Genomic DNA, 16823 nt, shown 5'->3' with positions numbered 1-16823 from the left:
GTACGCCGCCCCGGCCCGTAGACTGGCCCTTCCTGCCGACGGCGTGTGGAAGGACCTGGGTGCGATGACGACCGACTCCCGCGACGACGAGGTGCTGGCGCCCTTCGCGCCGCTCGGGCTCACCTACGACGACGTGCTGCTGCTGCCGGGTCACTCCGACCTGGCGCCGAGCGACATCGACACCACCTCCCGGCTCACCCGCGAGATCAGCCTCAAGGTGCCGATCGTCAGCGCCGCGATGGACACCGTCACTGAGTCGCGCATGGCCATCGCCATGGCGCGCCAGGGCGGCCTCGGCGTGCTGCACCGCAACCTCTCGATCGAGGACCAGGCTTACCAGGTCGACCTTGTCAAGCGCACCCAGACCGGCATGATCTCCAACCCGGTCACCATCACGCCCGACAAGACGCTCGAGGAGCTCGACAAGATCTGCGGCGAGTACCGCGTCTCGGGCCTCCCCGTCGTCGACCTCGACGACCGCCTCCTCGGCATCATCACCAACCGCGACCTGCGCTTCACCCCCGTCGCGGAGTGGGCGACCACCAAGGTCGACGAGGTCATGACGCCGATGCCGCTCATCACCGCGCCGGTCGGCATCTCGCGCGACGACGCGACCGCGCTGCTGCGGCGCCACAAGCGCGAGCGCCTGCCCATCGTCGACGACGAGGGCCGTCTGGCCGGACTGATCACGGTCAAGGACTTCGTGAAGTCCGAGCAGTTCCCCCACGCCTCCAACGACCAGCACGGCCGGCTCATGGTGGGTGCGGCGATCGGCTACTTCGGCGACGCCTGGCAGCGGGCTACCACGCTCGTCGAGGCGGGCGTCGACGTGCTCGTCGCCGACACCGCCCACGGCAACGTGCGGCTGCTGCTCGACATGGTGCAGCGGCTCAAGAGCGACCCGGCCACCCGCCACGTGCAGGTGATCGGCGGCAACGTCGCGACTCGTGAGGGCGCCCAGGCGTTCGTCGACGCCGGTGCCGACGCCGTCAAGGTCGGGGTCGGGCCGGGCTCGATCTGCACCACCCGCGTCGTGACCGGCGTCGGCGTGCCGCAGGTGACGGCGGTCCACGAGGCCGCCAAGGCGTGCCGGCCCGCCGGCGTCCCCGTCATCGCCGACGGCGGCATGAAGTACTCCGGCGAGATCGCCAAGGCCCTGGTCGCCGGCGCCGACAGCGTGATGGTCGGCTCGCTGCTCGCGGGCTGCGAGGAGAGCCCCGGCGAGCTCGTCTTCGTCAACGGCAAGCAGTACAAGGCCTACCGCGGCATGGGCTCGCTCGGCGCGATGTCGAGCCGCGGCAAGAAGTCCTACTCCAAGGACCGCTACTTCCAGGCCGAGGTCGACAGCGACGACAAGATCGTGCCCGAGGGCATCGAGGGCCAGGTCGCCTACCGCGGGCCGCTCTCGGCGGTCGCCCACCAGCTCATCGGCGGCCTGCACCAGTCGATGTTCTACATCGGTGCCCGCACCGTGCCCGAGCTCCAGGCCAACGGTCGTTTCGTGCGGATCACCTCGGCCTCGCTGCAGGAGAGCCACCCCCACGACGTGCAGATCACCGCCGAGGCCCCCAACTACTCCTGGCGCTGAGTCAGCGCTGACGTAACGCCGCGGCTCGTGCGGCGGAGTGGAGGCATGACGACAGCGTCGCTCGCCGCCATCGCGTCCGACCCCGACGCCTTCGAGGCCTTCTACCGGGCGCACGTCGACGACGTGCAGTCCTACGTCGCCCGTCGCGTCGACGATGCCGCGACGGCTGCCGACCTCACCGCCGACGTGTTCCTCGCCGTGGTCGCCCGGGCCCACACCCACGACCCCGCTCTCGGGTCGGCCCGGATGTGGGTCTTCGGGATCGCCCGGTCGGTGGTCGCGGGGGAGCGCCGTCGGTCGGCGCGCCACGCCCGGGCCGTCTCCCGGGTCAGCGGCCGTCGCCTGATGCAGGGCGACGCGTACGACGCCGTCGTCGGACGCCTCGACGCCGAGCGGGAGGCGCGGGTGCTGCACCGGCGTCTCGAGCAGCTGCCACGCGCCCTGCGCGAGGTCATGGAGCTCGTGGGTCTCGACGGTCTCGACGTCGGCGAGGCGGCAGCGGTGCTCGGCATCCGGCCCGGCACCGCGCGCGTCCGGCTGCACCGCGCTCGACGGCTGCTGAGCGGGCCGCCGGACCCGCCTGCCCCGGCCATCGACAGCGCCAGCGCCCCCACTCCCGTCAGGAGCGGCCGATGAGCACCTCCGCCCGGCTCGACCCGTTCCAGGAGGCGCTGCTCCACGAGCTGCGGCAGGTGGTCGCCGACGGCAGCGTCGAGCCGACAACGGCGAGACGACGCGCCACGAGGACCGTGCTGGCAGCGGCTGCCGTCGCAGCGCTGGTCGGCGCCGGCCTCGCCCTGCCCGCGCTCAGCGGGGAGCAGCCGGCGTACGCCGTGGTGCGCGGGGCCAACGGCCGGGTCGACGTGCGCGTCGAGCGGCTCGCCGACGCCGCCGGGCTGGAGAGGGCGCTCGCCCGGGTCGGTGTCGCGGCCGACGTCACCTACCTCCCCCCCGACACGCGCTGCGCCGACGGGCGCTACGCCGACGCGACGGCGCCGATCGCCGGTGCCGGTGTCCGCTTCTCGATGGGGGACGGCGTCGGCTACCACCTCGTGCTCGGCCCCGGCGCGGTCGGTGACCGCCAGACCGTGGTGGTCGCTGCGAGTCGGACGTCGGCCGAGGTCGAGGTGGGCGACGACGGCACCCGCACGCTCGGTGGCTCGTGGGGCTCGTTCGGCATCGCGGAGGGCCCCGTCGCGCCGTGCCGGCCGGTGCCCGCGGATCGTTGACGTTTCAGCATGTGACGTCGGGGTAGTGCTCCCACCCGGTTCGTCCGTATCGTCACCCCTGATGACGACGACGCAGCGCCGCCCCGATGCCGTGACCGCCGAAGCCATCCCGGCGCAGCCGGCACCGGACCGCGATCGGTTGCTTGCCGCCGCGGCGCGAGCCTTCGCCGAGCGGGGCTGGAGCGGGACGCACCTCGACGACCTCGAGCAGGAGCTCGGCCTCGTGCCCGGCCGCGCCACGCGGCTGGCCGGCAGCAAGGCCGAGCTGCTGTGGCAGTCGATGGCCCACGCCTCGCGCACGGGCCCCCGCACGCTCGAGCAGGTCGTGGCCGACCTGCGGCTCGACGACCTGGCGACGGTCGACGAGCGGCTCGACGCGATCGTCGCCCTGGCCTGCCGGATGCACCGGGCGATCGCGCCGTTCGTGCCCGCCATCGCCGAGGGGTCGCTCGTCGACCCCACGTGCCTGGCCATGCGGCAGGGCTCCGACCTGCGGCGGCTGGCGGTCTCGCGGGGGTTCGTCGCGCTCCTCGTCCGCGGTGACGCGCCGCTGCCCGACGCCGCCGAGGTCGTGCAGGTGATGATCATGAGCGAGACCTACGCGACCTTCACCCGCAACGGCTGGTCGATGGGGCGGTACGCCGCGTGGCTGCGCGCCACGATCGACCGCTGCGTCAGCGGCGACCTCGCCGGGGCCGGCTGACGCTGCTCGCTAGAGTTCCCCGGTGACCGAGATCGAGATCGGACGGGCCAAGCGGGGCCGCCGCGCCTACGCCTTCGACGACATCGCGATCGTGCCGAGCCGGCGCACCCGCGACCCCGAGGAGGTCTCGGTGGCGTGGCAGATCGACGCCTACCCCTTCGAGATCCCGATCCTGGCCGCGCCCATGGACTCGGTCATGTCGCCGGCCACCGCCATCCACCTCGGTCAGCTCGGAGGGCTCGGCGTGCTCAACCTCGAGGGGCTCTGGACGCGCTACGACGACCCCACCGACCTGCTCGAGGAGGTCGCCGGCCTGCAGGGCACCGAGGCGATCACCCGGATGCAGGAGGTCTACGCCGAGCCGGTCAAGGCCGAGCTCATCACCGAGCGGATCCGGCAGGTGCGCGACGCCGGCGTGACCGTGGCGGGGAGCCTCTCGCCGCAGCGCACCAAGGAGTTCGCCAAGACGGTGGTCGACGCCGGCGTCGACATGTTCGTCATCCGCGGCACGACCGTCAGCGCCGAGCACGTCTCGAGCCAGGCCGAGCCGCTCAACCTCAAGGACTTCATCTACGAGCTCGACGTGCCGGTCATCGTCGGAGGCTGCGCGACCTACCAGGCGGCGCTGCACCTGATGCGCACCGGCGCCGCCGGGGTGCTCGTGGGCTTCGGCGGCGGTGCCGCCCACACCACCCGCACGGTGCTCGGCGTCGCCGTGCCCATGGCCAGCGCGGTCGCCGACGTCGCCGCGGCGCGTCGCGACTACCTCGACGAGTCGGGCGGCCGCTACGTGCACGTCATCGCCGACGGCTCCATCGGCCGCAGCGGCGACATCGCCAAGGCCGTCGCCTGCGGCGCCGACGCCGTCATGGTCGGCTCGCCGCTGGCGCGCGCCGTCGACGCCCCGGGGCGCGGCTTCCACTGGGGCACCGAGGCGCACCACGCCGACCTGCCCCGCGGCCAGCGCGTCGAGTTCGGCACCGTCGGCACCCTCGAGCAGATCCTGTTCGGGCCCTCCCACGTGGCCGACGGCACCATGAACCTCGTCGGTGCGCTGCGCCGCGCGATGGCGACCACCGGCTACACCGAGCTCAAGGAGTTCCAGCGCATCGAGGTCGTCGTCTCGTAGGTCGCGCGAGCCCGAACCGGACGGATCGGGCGGCGTACCCCTAGAGTCGGTCCCCAGCGTCACACGCAGGACCGACCAACCGCCCAGGGGAAGCAGGCCATCGTGTCCGACCAGACCACCTCCGACCTCGACGAGGACTCCGACCTCAAGCGGTCGATCACCGGCCGGCTGCTGTTCTTCTACGTGCTGGGCGACGTGCTGGGCTCCGGCATCTACGTGCTCATCGGGTCGGTGGCGGCGGCCGTCGGCGGGGCGTTCTTCCTCGCCTTCGCGGTCGGCGTGACCATCGCGACCGTGACGGGCATGGCGTACGCCGAGCTGGCGACGAAGTACCCCCGGGCCGCCGGTGCCGCGCTCTACATCAACAAGGCGTTCGGCAACCGCACGCTGACCTTCCTGGTCACCGTGCTGTTCCTCGCCTCCAGCTTCGCCGCCGCCGGCTCCCTGGCCACCGGCTTCGCCAGCTACTTCGCCGAGGTCTGGGCGGCGCCGCCGATCCTCGTCGTCTCGCTCGTCTTCATCGCGCTGCTGGCGGTGGTCAACTACATCGGCATCACCGAGTCGGTGGTGGCCAACATGGTCATGACCTTCGTCGAGGTCGCGGGCCTCGTCATCGTCATGGCGATCGGCGTCATCGTCGTCTCCCGGGGCGACGCCGACTTCGCCGTGCTCGGCGACTTCAGCGCCGAGGGCAACCCGATCTTCGCCATCATCGCCGGCGTCTCGCTCGCCTTCTTCGCCATGACCGGCTTCGAGAACGCCGCCAACGTGGCCGAGGAGGTCGTCGACCCCGCCCGCAACTTCCCCCGGGCCCTCATCGGCGGCATGGCCGGCGCCGGCATCTTCTACGTGCTGGTCTCGATCGCCGCCGCCCTCACGGTCCCGGTCGGCACGCTCGCCGAGTCCGACGCCGCGCTGCTGACGGTCGTGGAGTCCGGCGTGCTGCCGCTGCCCGTCGGCGTGGTCTCGATCGTCTTCGCGATCATCGCGATGACCGCCATCACCAACACCACGCTCGTCGCGATCGTCACCCAGCCGCGGGTGCTCTACGGCATGGCGCGCGAGGACGTCGTGCCCGCGGTCTTCGGCACGGTGCACCCCACCCGCCGCAGCCCCGTCGTCGGCCTGGTCTTCTCGGCCGCCGTCGTGATGATCCTGCTCAGCATCAGCCAGGGCCTGAAGTCGGCCGGCCTCGACATCGACGTGGTCGCGCGGCTCGCCTCGGTGACCGTCGTCCTGCTGCTCATCATCTACACGATGGTGATCGTCGCCTGCTTCAAGCTCGGCGGCACCGATGTCAACACCGAGCACTACCGCGCCCCGCGCTGGCTGCTCGTGCTCGGCGTGGTCGGCAACGTCGCGGTGCTGTTCTACACCGTCCAGGACGACCCGACGTCGATCATCTGGTGCCTCGGGCTGGTGGCGGTCGGCGTCGCGCTGTTCGTGTTCGAGTACGTCTTCGGCAAGCGCGACCGACCCCAGGGGAAGGCCCGGGGCGAGCACCTGCTGGGCGAGCGAGAGGAGAGCTGACGTGCACGTCGTCGTCGCCACGGACGGGTCCAAGCAGTCGCTGGCAGCCGCGAAGCACCTGATGTCCTTCGCCGACCCCGCCAGGATCACCGCCATCTCGGTGGTGGGGGTCGTCAGTCCCTACGCCTCGGTCGCCTTCGCCGACGAGATCAGCGGCGGCCCGCTCGACCGCAGCTTCCGCGAGGCCGCCGAGGACGCCGTCACCACCGTCGCCGACGTCTTCGCCGGGTGGGGGCCCAAGGTCCACAAGCGGCTGCGTTCCGGTTCGCCCGCCAACGAGATCGTCAAGGCCGCCGCCAAGTACGACGCCGGCCTCGTCGTCGTCGCCAGCGGCAGCCGCGGCCTGTCCGAGACCGTCCTGCTCGGCAGCACCGCCCAGCGCGTCCAGCACTCCGCGCCCTGCCCCGTGCTCGTCGTCCGCCCCGCCCCCCGCAAGCGCCGTACCAAGCGCTGACCCGACCGCCGGCCCCGAGGTCGGGCGGCGAGCGTGCCGCACACGGGTCGACCGTGAGGGTCGGTGCGGGGGAGGGTGGGGTGATGACCTGCTTCGTCTCCCACACCAGCATCGACTGTGCCGACGCCTACGCGCTCTCGGAGTGGTGGAAAGGGGTGCTCGGCTACGTCGATGACCCCGACGACCCCAACGAGCCCGGTCACGACGAGTGCTGGATCCAGCGGCCCGACGGCGGCCACGCCCTGCTGTTCATCGAGGTGCCGGAGGCCAAGGACCCCGGCAAGCAGGTCAAGAACAGGATCCACCTCGACCTGTGCCCGAGCGAGGACACCCGCGACGTCGAGGTCGAGCGGCTGCTCGGGCACGGAGCGCAGCCGGTGCAGGACCTGCGGATCGACGACGGCCGCGGCTGGATGACGCTGGCCGACCCCGAGGGCAACGAGTTCTGCGTGCTCCGCGGCCCGGCCGACGCCGCCGGCGACCAGGCTTCGGCGGCTACCTAGACTGGGGGAGCACCCCCGCTCCGACGCCGGACGGGGGCTCTCGTGCGTGCCCCAGCAACAGGAGCTGACCCCTCGTGACCCTGGCCGGACTGGCTGACCTCGTCCTGCGCGACCCCGACCTCGCGCGGGCCGTCGACGACGCGAAGCAGGGGGTGGCGACGCTCGACCTGACGGGTCCGGCGGCGCTGCGGCCCTTCGTGGTGCGCGGGCTGGTCGACGCGGGCCGCACCGCGCTGGTGGTCGCCGCGACCGTGCGCGAGGCGGAGGACCTGGTCGAGGAGCTGCAGGACCTGCTCCCGCCCGACGAGGTCGCGCTCTTCCCCGCGTGGGAGACGCTGCCCCACGAGCGGCTCAGCCCGCGCAGCGACACCGTCGGCCGCCGGCTGGCGGTGCTGCGGCGGCTGCGGTACCCGGAGACGGCGGGCCTCGGGCCGGTCCGGGTCGTGGTGGCACCCGTGCGCTCCGTGCTGCAGCCGCAGGTCAAGGGGCTCGCCGACCTCGAGCCGGTGCAGCTGGTGCCCGGGCAGGAGGTCGAGCTCGAGGAGGTCGTGCGCGGCCTGGCCGCCGCGGCGTACACACGGGTCGACATGGTGGAGAAGCGCGGCGAGTTCGCCGTGCGCGGCGGCATCGTCGACGTCTTCCCGCCGACCGAGGAGCACCCGCTGCGCGTCGAGTTCTTCGGCGACGAGGTCGACGAGGTCCGCGCCTTCGCCGTCGCCGACCAGCGCACGCTCGAGCCCGTCGACCGGGTGTGGGCGCCGCCGTGCCGCGAGCTGCTCCTCACCGACGACGTACGGCGTCGCGCCGCCGAGCTGGGACAGGCCCACCCGCAGCTGCGCGAGCTGACCGACAAGCTGGCCGAGGGCATGGCGGTCGAGGGCATGGAGTCGCTGGCCCCGGTGCTGGTCGACGAGATGGAGCTGCTCGTCGAGCTGCTGCCGCCCGAGTCGCACGTGCTCGTGCTCGACCCCGAGCGGGTCCGCACCCGCGCGCACGACCTGGTGGCGACCAGCGAGGAGTTCCTCGGGGCGAGCTGGGCGGCGGCCGCCTCGGGGGGCACCGCTCCGATCGACCTGGGTGCGGCGTCGCTGCGCGAGCTCGGCGACGTGCGGCAGCTGACGCTGGGCCGCGGGCAGGGCTGGTGGGGGATCAGCCCCTTCGGCCTCGACGACACCCTCGAGGGCACGGTCTCGGTCGCGGCGCTCGAGGCCCCGGCGTACCGCGGCGACGTCGAGCAGGCCGTCGCCGACGTGCGCGACCACCTCGCCTCGGGGCGGCGGGTGGTGACGGTGCACCAGGGCTCCGGCCCGGCGCAGCGCATGGTCGAGGTGCTGGGCGAGCACGACGTGCCCGCCCGCCTCGTCGAGAGCATCAACGGCACCACGGGGTCGGCCGACGTCTCCGAGCGGGTCGTGCTGGTCACCCAGGGCTGCCTGCACCACGGGCTCGTCCTCGAGCAACCCGGGCTCGTCGTGCTCACCGGCGAGGACCTCGCCGGCCAGAAGGCCACGACCCGCGACATGCGCAAGATGCCCGCGCGCCGCAAGAAGCAGATCGACCCGCTCGAGCTCAAGGCCGGCGACTACGTCGTGCACGAGCAGCACGGGGTCGGTCGCTTCGTCGAGATGAAGCAGCGCGAGGTGCAGGGCGCGGTCCGCGAGTACCTCGTGCTCGAGTACGGCGCCTCCAAGCGCGGCCACCCGCCCGACCGGCTCTACGTGCCGGCCGACACCCTCGACCAGGTCACCCGCTACGTCGGCGGGGAGCAGCCCAGCCTCGACCGCCTCGGCGGCGCCGACTGGGCCAAGCGCAAGGGCCGGGCCAAGAAGGCCGTCAAGCAGATCGCGGCCGAGCTGATCAAGCTGTACGCCGCCCGCCAGGCCACCAAGGGCCACGCCTTCGGCCCCGACACCCCGTGGCAGTCCGAGCTCGAGGACGCCTTCCCGTTCCACGAGACCCCCGACCAGCTGAGCACGGTCGAGGAGGTCAAGGCCGACATGCAGCGGGTCGTGCCGATGGACCGGCTGGTGTGCGGCGACGTCGGCTACGGCAAGACCGAGATCGCCGTGCGGGCCGCCTTCAAGGCGGTGCAGGACGGCAAGCAGGTGGCGGTGCTGGTGCCGACCACCCTGCTCGTCAACCAGCACTTCGCGACCTTCAGCGAGCGGATGAGCGGCTTCCCGGTGCGGCTGGCCGCGCTGTCGCGCTTCCAGACCGACGCCGAGGCCCGCGAGGTCGAGCGCGGCCTGCGCGAGGGCGAGGTCGACGTCGTCATCGGCACCCACCGGCTGCTCAACCCCGATATCCGGCTCAAGGACCTCGGGCTGATCATCGTCGACGAGGAGCAGCGCTTCGGCGTCGAGCACAAGGAGCAGATGAAGCGGCTGCGCACCAGCGTCGACGTGCTCTCGATGTCGGCGACGCCGATCCCACGCACGCTCGAGATGGCCATCACCGGCATCCGCGAGATGTCGACGATCGCGACGCCACCGGAGGAGCGCCACCCGGTGCTGACGTACGTCGGGGGCTTCGAGGAGCGGCAGGTCGCGGCCGCCGTACGACGCGAGCTGCTGCGCGACGGGCAGTGCTTCTTCATCCACAACCGGGTGCAGTCGATCGAGAAGGCGGCGGCGAAGCTCAAGGAGCTGGTGCCGGAGGCCCGGGTGGCCACGGCGCACGGCCAGATGGGCGAGAGCCAGCTCGAGCAGGTGATGGTCGACTTCTGGGAGAAGCGCTTCGACGTGCTGGTGTGCACCACCATCGTCGAGTCGGGCCTCGACGTCTCCAACGCCAACACCATGATCATCGAGCGTGCCGACACCCTCGGCCTCTCGCAGCTGCACCAGCTGCGCGGTCGCGTCGGCCGCTCGCGCGAGCGGGCCTACGCCTACTTCCTCTACCCCGCCGACAAGCCGCTGACCGAGACCGCCCACGAGCGGCTCGCGACGCTGGCCCAGCACTCCGACCTCGGCGGCGGCATGGCCATCGCGATGAAGGACCTCGAGATCCGCGGCGCCGGCAACCTGCTCGGCGGCGAGCAGTCGGGCCACATCGCCGACGTCGGCTTCGACCTCTACGTCCGGCTGGTGGGGGAGGCCGTGAGCGAGTTCCGCCAGGACGGCAGCGCCCCCGAGCAGCTGGCCGAGGTCAAGATCGAGCTGCCGGTCGAGGCCCACCTGCCGCACGACTACGTGCCCAGCGAGCGGCTGCGCCTGGAGATGTACAAGCGGCTCGCCGAGGTGCGCAGCGACGACGACGTGGCCACCCTGCGCGAGGAGCTCGTCGACCGCTACGGCACCCCGCCCGACGAGGTGGTGCGGCTGCTGGCGGTCGCGAGCTTCCGCGCCCGGTGCCGCCAGGCCGGGGTCACCGAGGTCACCATCGCCGGCAAGCACGTGCGCTTCCACCCGGTCGACCTGCCCGACTCGCGCGTCGTGCGTCTCCAGCGGATGTACCCCAGGAGCCTGGTCAAGGCCCCCGTGTCTACGATGCTCGTGCCCCGGCCCCAGCACGACGGCTTCCCGGTCCGGCCCCTGGCCGACGAGGAGCTGCTCGCCTGGAGCCGGCAGGTGATCGACGCCGTGGTCGACCCGCCGGCCACGAGCACCAGCCCCGCGGGGTCCTGAGGAGGAGACCGATCGTGAAGCCGAGGTACGCCCACCGGTGGGCCCCCCTGGTCGCCGCCGGCCTGCTGCTCACCGGCTGCGGCCTGTCCGACCCCGGCACCGCCGCGTCGGTCGGCGACGAGCGGATCAGCGTCGCCGACGTGCAGCGCTACGCCCGCGGCTTCTGCGCGTTCACCGCGCCGGGCGTGGCGACCGGCCAGGTCCAGGCGCTCCCGCTCGCCTCCCAGAAGCAGGGCATCGTCCAGGTGCTCACGCAGGGCGAGGTGGCCGAGCAGGCCGCCGAGGCCCGCGGCGTCGCGGCGCCCGGTCAGGTCACCCAGTACCTCCTCTCGCAGGTGCGGCCCGGGCTGGAGCAGATGACGGACGCCGACGAGCGCGAGGACGCCACCGACTTCTTCACCCGCTACCTCACCGGCCAGGCGACCATCGCCGCGCTCGCCGCCGACGAGACGGGGCAGCAGCTCGGGCCCGACAACCTCGACCAGCTGCTGCAGGCGGGCTCGCAGCAGCTGCTGCCCGACCTCGTCGGGGCGGCCGACGTCTCGGTCGACCCCCGCTACGGCCTGGGCGACGACCTCAGCCCCACGGCGGGCGACGCCTCGGTGTCGCAGCCGGTCAGCGACCTCGCCGTGCAGCTCGCGGGCGGCGGGCAGGACGGCGGCCCGTCGGCCACCGAGGCGCTCCCGCCCTCGCAGCGGTGCGGCGGGTGAGCAGCCCCCGGTGAGCGCCGCGGGCCCCTCGGTGCTCGAGGAGCTGGTGACGATGATGCGCCGGCTCCGGGCCGAGTGCGGCTGGAAGGCCGCGCAGACCCACCGCACGCTGGCGCGCCACCTGCTCGAGGAGTCGCACGAGCTCGCCGAGGTGCTCGACGAGCTGGAGCCCGGCCGAGCGGCGTACGACGACGAGGGCGTGCGCGCCCACCTGCGCGAGGAGCTCGGTGACGTGCTGCTGCAGGTGCTGATGCACGCGGCCATCGCGGAGCAGCACGGCTGGTTCGACGTCGAGGACGTCGCCGCCACGCTGCGCGAGAAGCTGCTGCGGCGCAACACCCACGTCTTCGGCACCGACCGCGAGACGGACCCGACCCGCATCAACGAGCTGTGGGAGGCGGCCAAGCGGGCGGAGAAGCCGGCGGCCGCCCCGCCCACCGACGCCGACCTGCCCGCCACGCTCCCGGCCCTGCTGCGCGCCGACAAGCTGCTCGACCGTCGCGCCCGCGCCGGCCTGCCCACCGCCCCCGAGCCGCGGCCCGGCGACGCCGCGGCCGAGGTGGGCGCCGAGCTCCTCGCGGTGGTGGCCCGGGCGCGCGGGCTCGGCGTCGACCCCGAGCAGGCGCTGCGCGACGTGCTGCGCGGGCTGGCGTCGTGAGGCGCGCAGCAGCGGGCGTGTCCGTGGCCGTGATCCTGGTGGCCTCGGGGTGCGCGACGGCCACCGACGACGAGCTGCAGCCCCGGCCGACGCCGACGGTGACGCGCACCGGCGAGCCGGTGCAGCGGCTGCCCGAGCGGCTCGAGCTCGACGGTGCCGGTTCCGGCTTCGGGGGCGAGGTCGTCTGGGCCTCCGGCTCGCGGGTCAGCGTCGACGGCGACGAGGTCGACCTCGCGGGCCTGGAGGCGCGCCGGGTGGTCGTGCTCGACGGCGGCCTGCTGGTGCTGGCCGACCAGCGGGTGTGGTTCGTCGCCGGGCGACGTGTGGTGGGCCTGCCGCTGCCCCCGACACGCGCGCTCGGCCTGTCGGGCGACGGCAGCCAGCTGGTGGTCTCGGTCGCGGACCGCGCCGCCGCGGTCGCGTGGTCGGTCGAGGGCGACCGCATCGACGACGGGGCCGTCGCCGCACCCCGTACCCCGCGCCGCACCGTCGCCGGTCCGGGGGAGTACGACGTCGTCCCCGGCGACGCCGGTCCGCGGGTGGTCGACGCGACGGGCGGTGCCGTCGAGGTCGACGGCCTGCCCGCCGACCTCCGCGTGGCCGGGTGGACCGGTCCCGACGCCTTCTACGGCACCGGCCGCGTGCCCGGCGACGAGGTGCCCGAGGGCAGCACCCAGGTGGTGCGCTGCACGCTGCGGGCCCCCGCCCTGTGCACGGGCGTCGGCGAGGTCGGCGAGGAGGAGGCGGCCGACCTCGTCTTCGGCGACCACCCGGCGGGCTGACCGGCAGGCGAGGCACCGCGACGGGGACGCCGACGGCGGTTAGGGTCGTGCCGTGGCTTCCATCGACACCGTGATCGCGCGCGAGATCCTCGACTCGCGCGGCAACCCCACCGTCGAGGTCGAGGTGCTCCTCGACGACGGCTCGCTCGGTCGCGCGGCCGTCCCGTCCGGCGCCTCGACCGGCGCCTTCGAGGCGGTCGAGCTGCGCGACGGTGGCAGCCGCTACGGCGGCAAGGGCACCGAGCGGGCCGTGGCGGCCGTGCAGGACCGCATCGAGCCCGAGATCCTCGGTCTCGACGCCAGCGACCAGCGCCTCGTCGACCAGGCGATGATCGACCTCGACGGCACCCCCAACAAGGCCACCCTCGGCGCCAACGCCATCCTCGGCGTCTCGCTCGCCGTCGCGCGGGCCGCGTCGCAGAGCGCCGGCCTGCCGCTCTTCCGCTACGTCGGCGGCCCCAACGCCCACCTGCTGCCGGTGCCGATGATGAACATCCTCAACGGCGGCGCGCACGCCGACACCAACGTCGACGTGCAGGAGTTCATGATCGCGCCGATCGGCGCCCCGACCTTCCGCGAGGCGCTGCAGCAGGGCGCCGAGGTCTACCAGGCGCTGAAGTCGGTGCTGAAGAAGCAGGGCCTGGCCACCGGCGTCGGTGACGAGGGCGGCTTCGCCCCCGAGCTGCCGAGCAACCGCGCCGCGCTCGACCTCATCGCGGAGGCGATCTCGAGCGCCGGCTTCACCTTGGGCACCGACTTCGGTCTCGCCCTCGACGTCGCGGCCACCGAGTTCCACGAGAACGGCTCCTACGCCTTCGAGGGCGGCAGCAAGTCGGCCGACGAGATGGTCGCCTACTACGCCGAGCTGGCCTCGGCCTACCCGATCCTCTCCATCGAGGACCCCCTCGACGAGGAGGACTGGGACGGCTGGAGGGCGATGACCGACCAGCTCGGCGACCGCATCCAGATCGTCGGCGACGACCTGTTCGTCACCAACGTCGAGCGGCTGCAGCGCGGCATCACCGGCGGCCAGGCCAACGCCCTGCTCGTCAAGGTCAACCAGATCGGCTCGCTGACCGAGACCCTCGACTCCGTCGACCTCGCGCACCGCAGCGGCTACCGCTGCATGATGAGCCACCGCTCGGGAGAGACCGAGGACACCACCATCGCCGACCTCGCCGTGGCCACCAACTGCGGCCAGATCAAGACCGGTGCCCCCGCCCGCTCGGAGCGCGTCGCCAAGTACAACCAGCTGCTGCGCATCGAGGAGGAGCTCGACGACGCCGCGCGCTACGCCGGTCGCGGCGCCTTCCCGCGCTACCAGGGCTGACCTGCACGTGGCACCCCGCAAGGAGCCGGAGCGTCGCCGCCGGCCGGGCACCGCACCCGGTCGGCCGGGCGCCCGTGCCGGGACGCGCCCCGGTCGCGCCCCCGCCGCCGCTGCTGGGGCTCCGCGGCCCCGCTTCACCCACCGCATGGCCGTGCTGGTGCTGGTCGTCGCAGTGCTGGTGGTGTCGTACGCCTCCTCCCTGCGGGCCTACCTCGACCAGCGCTCCCACCTGGCCGACCTGCGCGAGCAGATCGCCGCCAGCGAGGACGACATCGCCGTGCTCGAGCGCGAGAAGCGACGCTGGGACGACGACGCCTACGTCGAGGCGCAGGCGCGCGAGCGCTTCGGCTGGGTGATGCCGGGCGAGACCAGCTACCAGGTGATCGGGCGTGACGGGAAGCCCCTGGCACGCACCGACGCCCTGCCCGACCCGGGCTCCGCGCCCGCCGAGCTGCCCGACGCCTGGTGGAGCAAGGTCTGGGGCAGCATGGAGGCCGCCGACCACCCCGAGCGCGTCAGCACGCCCGTCGGAGAGATCGACGCCCCGCCCGCGCCTCCGGCCGACGACGACGAGCAGTGAGCACCACCGAGCCCGACCGCGCCGCCGTCGCCGCCCAGCTCGGTCGTCCCCCACGGGGCATCCACGAGGTCGGCCACCGCTGCCCGTGCGGCCATCCCGACGTCGTCACGACCGAGCCGCGGCTGCCCGACGGCACCCCGTTCCCGACGACCTTCTACCTCACCTGCCCGCGCGCGGCCTCGGCCATCGGCACCCTCGAGGCCTCCGGGCTGATGCGTGAGATGACCGACCGGCTCGCCGCCGACGAGGAGCTGGCGGCGGCGTACGCCCGGGCTCACGAGCGCTACCTCGAGGCGCGCCGGGCCATCGGTGAGGTGCCCGAGATCGACGGGGTGTCGGCCGGGGGCATGCCCACCCGGGTCAAGTGCCTGCACGTGCTCGCCGGCCAGGCGCTGGCGCAGGGTCGTGGCACCAACCCGCTCGGCGACGAGGTGCTCGACCTGCTCGGCCCCTGGTGGGAGAGCGGGCCGTGCGTCCTTCGGGACGGTCGCTGCGCGACCTCCTCAGGAACCAGCCCCGAGGACGGCTCGTGACCCGGGTCGCCGCCTACGACTGCGGCACCAACTCGCTGCGGGTGCTCGTCGCCGACCTCGACCCCGACACCGGCCGGGCCATCGAGCTGGTGCGCGAGATGCGCATCGTCCGGCTCGGGCAGGGCGTCGACCGGTCGGGCCGGATCAGCGAGGCCACCCTCGAGCGGGTGCTGCTCGCCGTCGACGAGCTCGCGGGCCTGGTGCGCGAGCACGACGTCGAGGCGGTGCGCTTCTGCGCGACCTCGGCGGCCCGCGACGCCACCAACGCCGAGGCGCTGCTCGACGGCGTCGAGCAGCGCGTGGGTGTGCGACCCGACGTCCTCACCGGTGAGGAAGAGGCCCAGGCGAGCTTCGACGGCGCCGTGCGCAGCCTGCCCCCGCTGCCCGGGCCGGTGCTGCTGCTCGACATCGGCGGCGGCTCCACCGAGCTGGTGCTGGGCGACCCCGAGACGGGTGTCCAGGGCGCGCAGTCGCTCGACATCGGCTCGGTGCGGCTCACCGAGCGGCACCTCGCCGACGACCCGCCGAGCCGCGCGCAGGTCGAGGCGGCCGTGGCCGACGTCGACGCCGCTCTCGACGCGTGCGAGGTCGACCCGGCTGCCGCGGGCAGCGTGGTCGGGGTCGCCGGCACCGTCACGACGCTGGCCGCCGCCGTGCTCGACCTCGACGTCTACGACCGCAGCCTGGTGCACCACAGCGTGCTGCGCACCGACGCCGTCGAGGGCGCGGTGCACGGCCTGCTGGCCGAGACCGTCGAGCAGCGTCGCGCGCACGGCTACATGCACCCCGGCCGCGCCGACGTGATCGGGGCCGGCGGGCTGATCCTGACCCGCGTGCTTGCCCGCACCCCGGTGTCCTCGCTGCTCGTCTCCGAGCACGACATCCTCGACGGGATCGCCTGGTCGCTGGTGCACCGCGGGTGAGCGCCGTGCGCAGTCCGGGCGGCGTGCGGCGCGCGGCGGCGGGCTCGCCCGACCTCGCCGTGCTCGACGCGCGGGTGACCGACTGCTTCGCCTGCCCCCGCCTGGTCGCGTGGCGCGAGCAGGTGGCCCGCGAGAAGCGGGCGGCGTACGCCGACGAGGACTACTGGGGCCGCCCGGCGCCCGGCTTCGGCGACCCTGCGGCGCACGTGCTCGTGGTCGGGCTCGCCCCGGCGGCACACGGGGCCAACCGCACGGGGCGGGTCTTCACCGGCGACCGGTCCGGCGACTGGCTCTTCGCCTCGATGCACCGGGTGGGCCTGGCCAACCAGCCGACGTCGGTCAGCGTCGACGACGGCCTGGAGCTGCTCGGCGCCCGCGTCGCCGCGGCCGTGCGGTGCGCGCCCCCGGCCAACCAGCCCACCCCCGAGGAGCGCGACACGTGCGCGCCGTGGCTCGACCGCGAGCTGCGGCTGCTGCTGCCGGGCCTGCGGGCCGTGGTGCGCCTGGCCGGCTTCGGCTGGGCCGCCGCGCTGCGGGCGCTCGGC

17 protein-coding genes are annotated in these 16823 nt (G+C 73.7%); all 17 read left to right on the top strand.

Annotated features, from left to right (window positions below):
- The first annotated feature begins 64 nt into the window (after nucleotides 1-64).
- Nucleotides 65-1588: an IMP dehydrogenase gene (gene guaB / locus ACYU8I_RS16190; protein ID WP_460842790.1), complete on the top strand. Its 1524-nt coding sequence runs from the start codon at nucleotides 65-67 to the stop codon at nucleotides 1586-1588.
- Nucleotides 1589-1633: 45 nt separating this feature from the next.
- The gene (locus ACYU8I_RS16185; RefSeq protein ID WP_460842788.1) at nucleotides 1634-2224 is read left to right on the top strand and encodes an RNA polymerase sigma factor; all 591 of its coding nucleotides are present in this window, start codon (nucleotides 1634-1636) and stop codon (nucleotides 2222-2224) included.
- Complete coding sequence (locus ACYU8I_RS16180; protein WP_460842787.1) at nucleotides 2221-2817, top strand: hypothetical protein; 597 nt, start codon at nucleotides 2221-2223, stop codon at nucleotides 2815-2817. Before ACYU8I_RS16185 ends, ACYU8I_RS16180 begins: the two co-directional genes overlap by 4 nt.
- A gap of 61 nt (nucleotides 2818-2878) precedes the next feature.
- Nucleotides 2879-3520, top strand: a complete 642-nt coding sequence (locus tag ACYU8I_RS16175) for a hypothetical protein (RefSeq protein ID WP_460842785.1) — start codon at nucleotides 2879-2881, stop codon at nucleotides 3518-3520.
- Nucleotides 3521-3542: 22 nt separating this feature from the next.
- On the top strand, nucleotides 3543-4649 hold the full coding sequence (locus ACYU8I_RS16170; RefSeq protein ID WP_460842783.1) for a GuaB3 family IMP dehydrogenase-related protein: 1107 nt from the start codon (nucleotides 3543-3545) through the stop codon (nucleotides 4647-4649).
- A 102-nt stretch (nucleotides 4650-4751) separates the two neighbouring features.
- Nucleotides 4752-6179, top strand: coding sequence for an APC family permease (locus ACYU8I_RS16165; protein ID WP_460842781.1), 1428 nt, complete (start codon nucleotides 4752-4754; stop codon nucleotides 6177-6179).
- A gap of 1 nt (nucleotide 6180) precedes the next feature.
- On the top strand, nucleotides 6181-6633 hold the full coding sequence (locus ACYU8I_RS16160; protein ID WP_460842779.1) for a universal stress protein: 453 nt from the start codon (nucleotides 6181-6183) through the stop codon (nucleotides 6631-6633).
- An 83-nt stretch (nucleotides 6634-6716) separates the two neighbouring features.
- Nucleotides 6717-7136 (top strand): VOC family protein, encoded by a 420-nt coding sequence (locus ACYU8I_RS16155; protein ID WP_460842776.1) that lies wholly within the window; start codon nucleotides 6717-6719, stop codon nucleotides 7134-7136.
- A gap of 74 nt (nucleotides 7137-7210) precedes the next feature.
- On the top strand, nucleotides 7211-10762 hold the full coding sequence (gene mfd / locus ACYU8I_RS16150) for a transcription-repair coupling factor (RefSeq protein ID WP_460842774.1): 3552 nt from the start codon (nucleotides 7211-7213) through the stop codon (nucleotides 10760-10762).
- 14 nt (nucleotides 10763-10776) lie between these two features.
- Nucleotides 10777-11472, top strand: a complete 696-nt coding sequence (locus ACYU8I_RS16145; protein WP_460842772.1) for a hypothetical protein — start codon at nucleotides 10777-10779, stop codon at nucleotides 11470-11472.
- Nucleotides 11473-11482: 10 nt separating this feature from the next.
- Nucleotides 11483-12130, top strand: coding sequence for a MazG nucleotide pyrophosphohydrolase domain-containing protein (locus ACYU8I_RS16140; protein WP_460842769.1), 648 nt, complete (start codon nucleotides 11483-11485; stop codon nucleotides 12128-12130).
- Nucleotides 12131-12147: 17 nt separating this feature from the next.
- Nucleotides 12148-12912: a hypothetical protein gene (locus ACYU8I_RS16135; RefSeq protein ID WP_460842766.1), complete on the top strand. Its 765-nt coding sequence runs from the start codon at nucleotides 12148-12150 to the stop codon at nucleotides 12910-12912.
- A gap of 52 nt (nucleotides 12913-12964) precedes the next feature.
- Nucleotides 12965-14242, top strand: a complete 1278-nt coding sequence (gene eno / locus ACYU8I_RS16130) for a phosphopyruvate hydratase (RefSeq protein ID WP_460842763.1) — start codon at nucleotides 12965-12967, stop codon at nucleotides 14240-14242.
- A gap of 7 nt (nucleotides 14243-14249) precedes the next feature.
- Nucleotides 14250-14822, top strand: coding sequence for an FtsB family cell division protein (locus ACYU8I_RS16125; RefSeq protein WP_460842761.1), 573 nt, complete (start codon nucleotides 14250-14252; stop codon nucleotides 14820-14822).
- Nucleotides 14819-15355, top strand: a complete 537-nt coding sequence (locus tag ACYU8I_RS16120; protein ID WP_460842759.1) for a DUF501 domain-containing protein — start codon at nucleotides 14819-14821, stop codon at nucleotides 15353-15355. The genes ACYU8I_RS16125 and ACYU8I_RS16120 overlap by 4 nt, the downstream gene beginning before the upstream one ends.
- Complete coding sequence (locus ACYU8I_RS16115) at nucleotides 15352-16278, top strand: Ppx/GppA phosphatase family protein (RefSeq protein WP_460842757.1); 927 nt, start codon at nucleotides 15352-15354, stop codon at nucleotides 16276-16278. The genes ACYU8I_RS16120 and ACYU8I_RS16115 overlap by 4 nt, the downstream gene beginning before the upstream one ends.
- A partial coding sequence (locus ACYU8I_RS16110) for a uracil-DNA glycosylase family protein (protein WP_460842754.1) occupies nucleotides 16275-16823 on the top strand: 549 nt, incomplete at its 3' end. The genes ACYU8I_RS16115 and ACYU8I_RS16110, both read left to right, overlap by 4 nt.

The organism is Nocardioides marmoraquaticus, from assembly GCF_054777915.1.
Note: the sequence above shows the minus strand (reverse complement) of the source record. Positions and strands in the feature narration are given on the sequence as shown.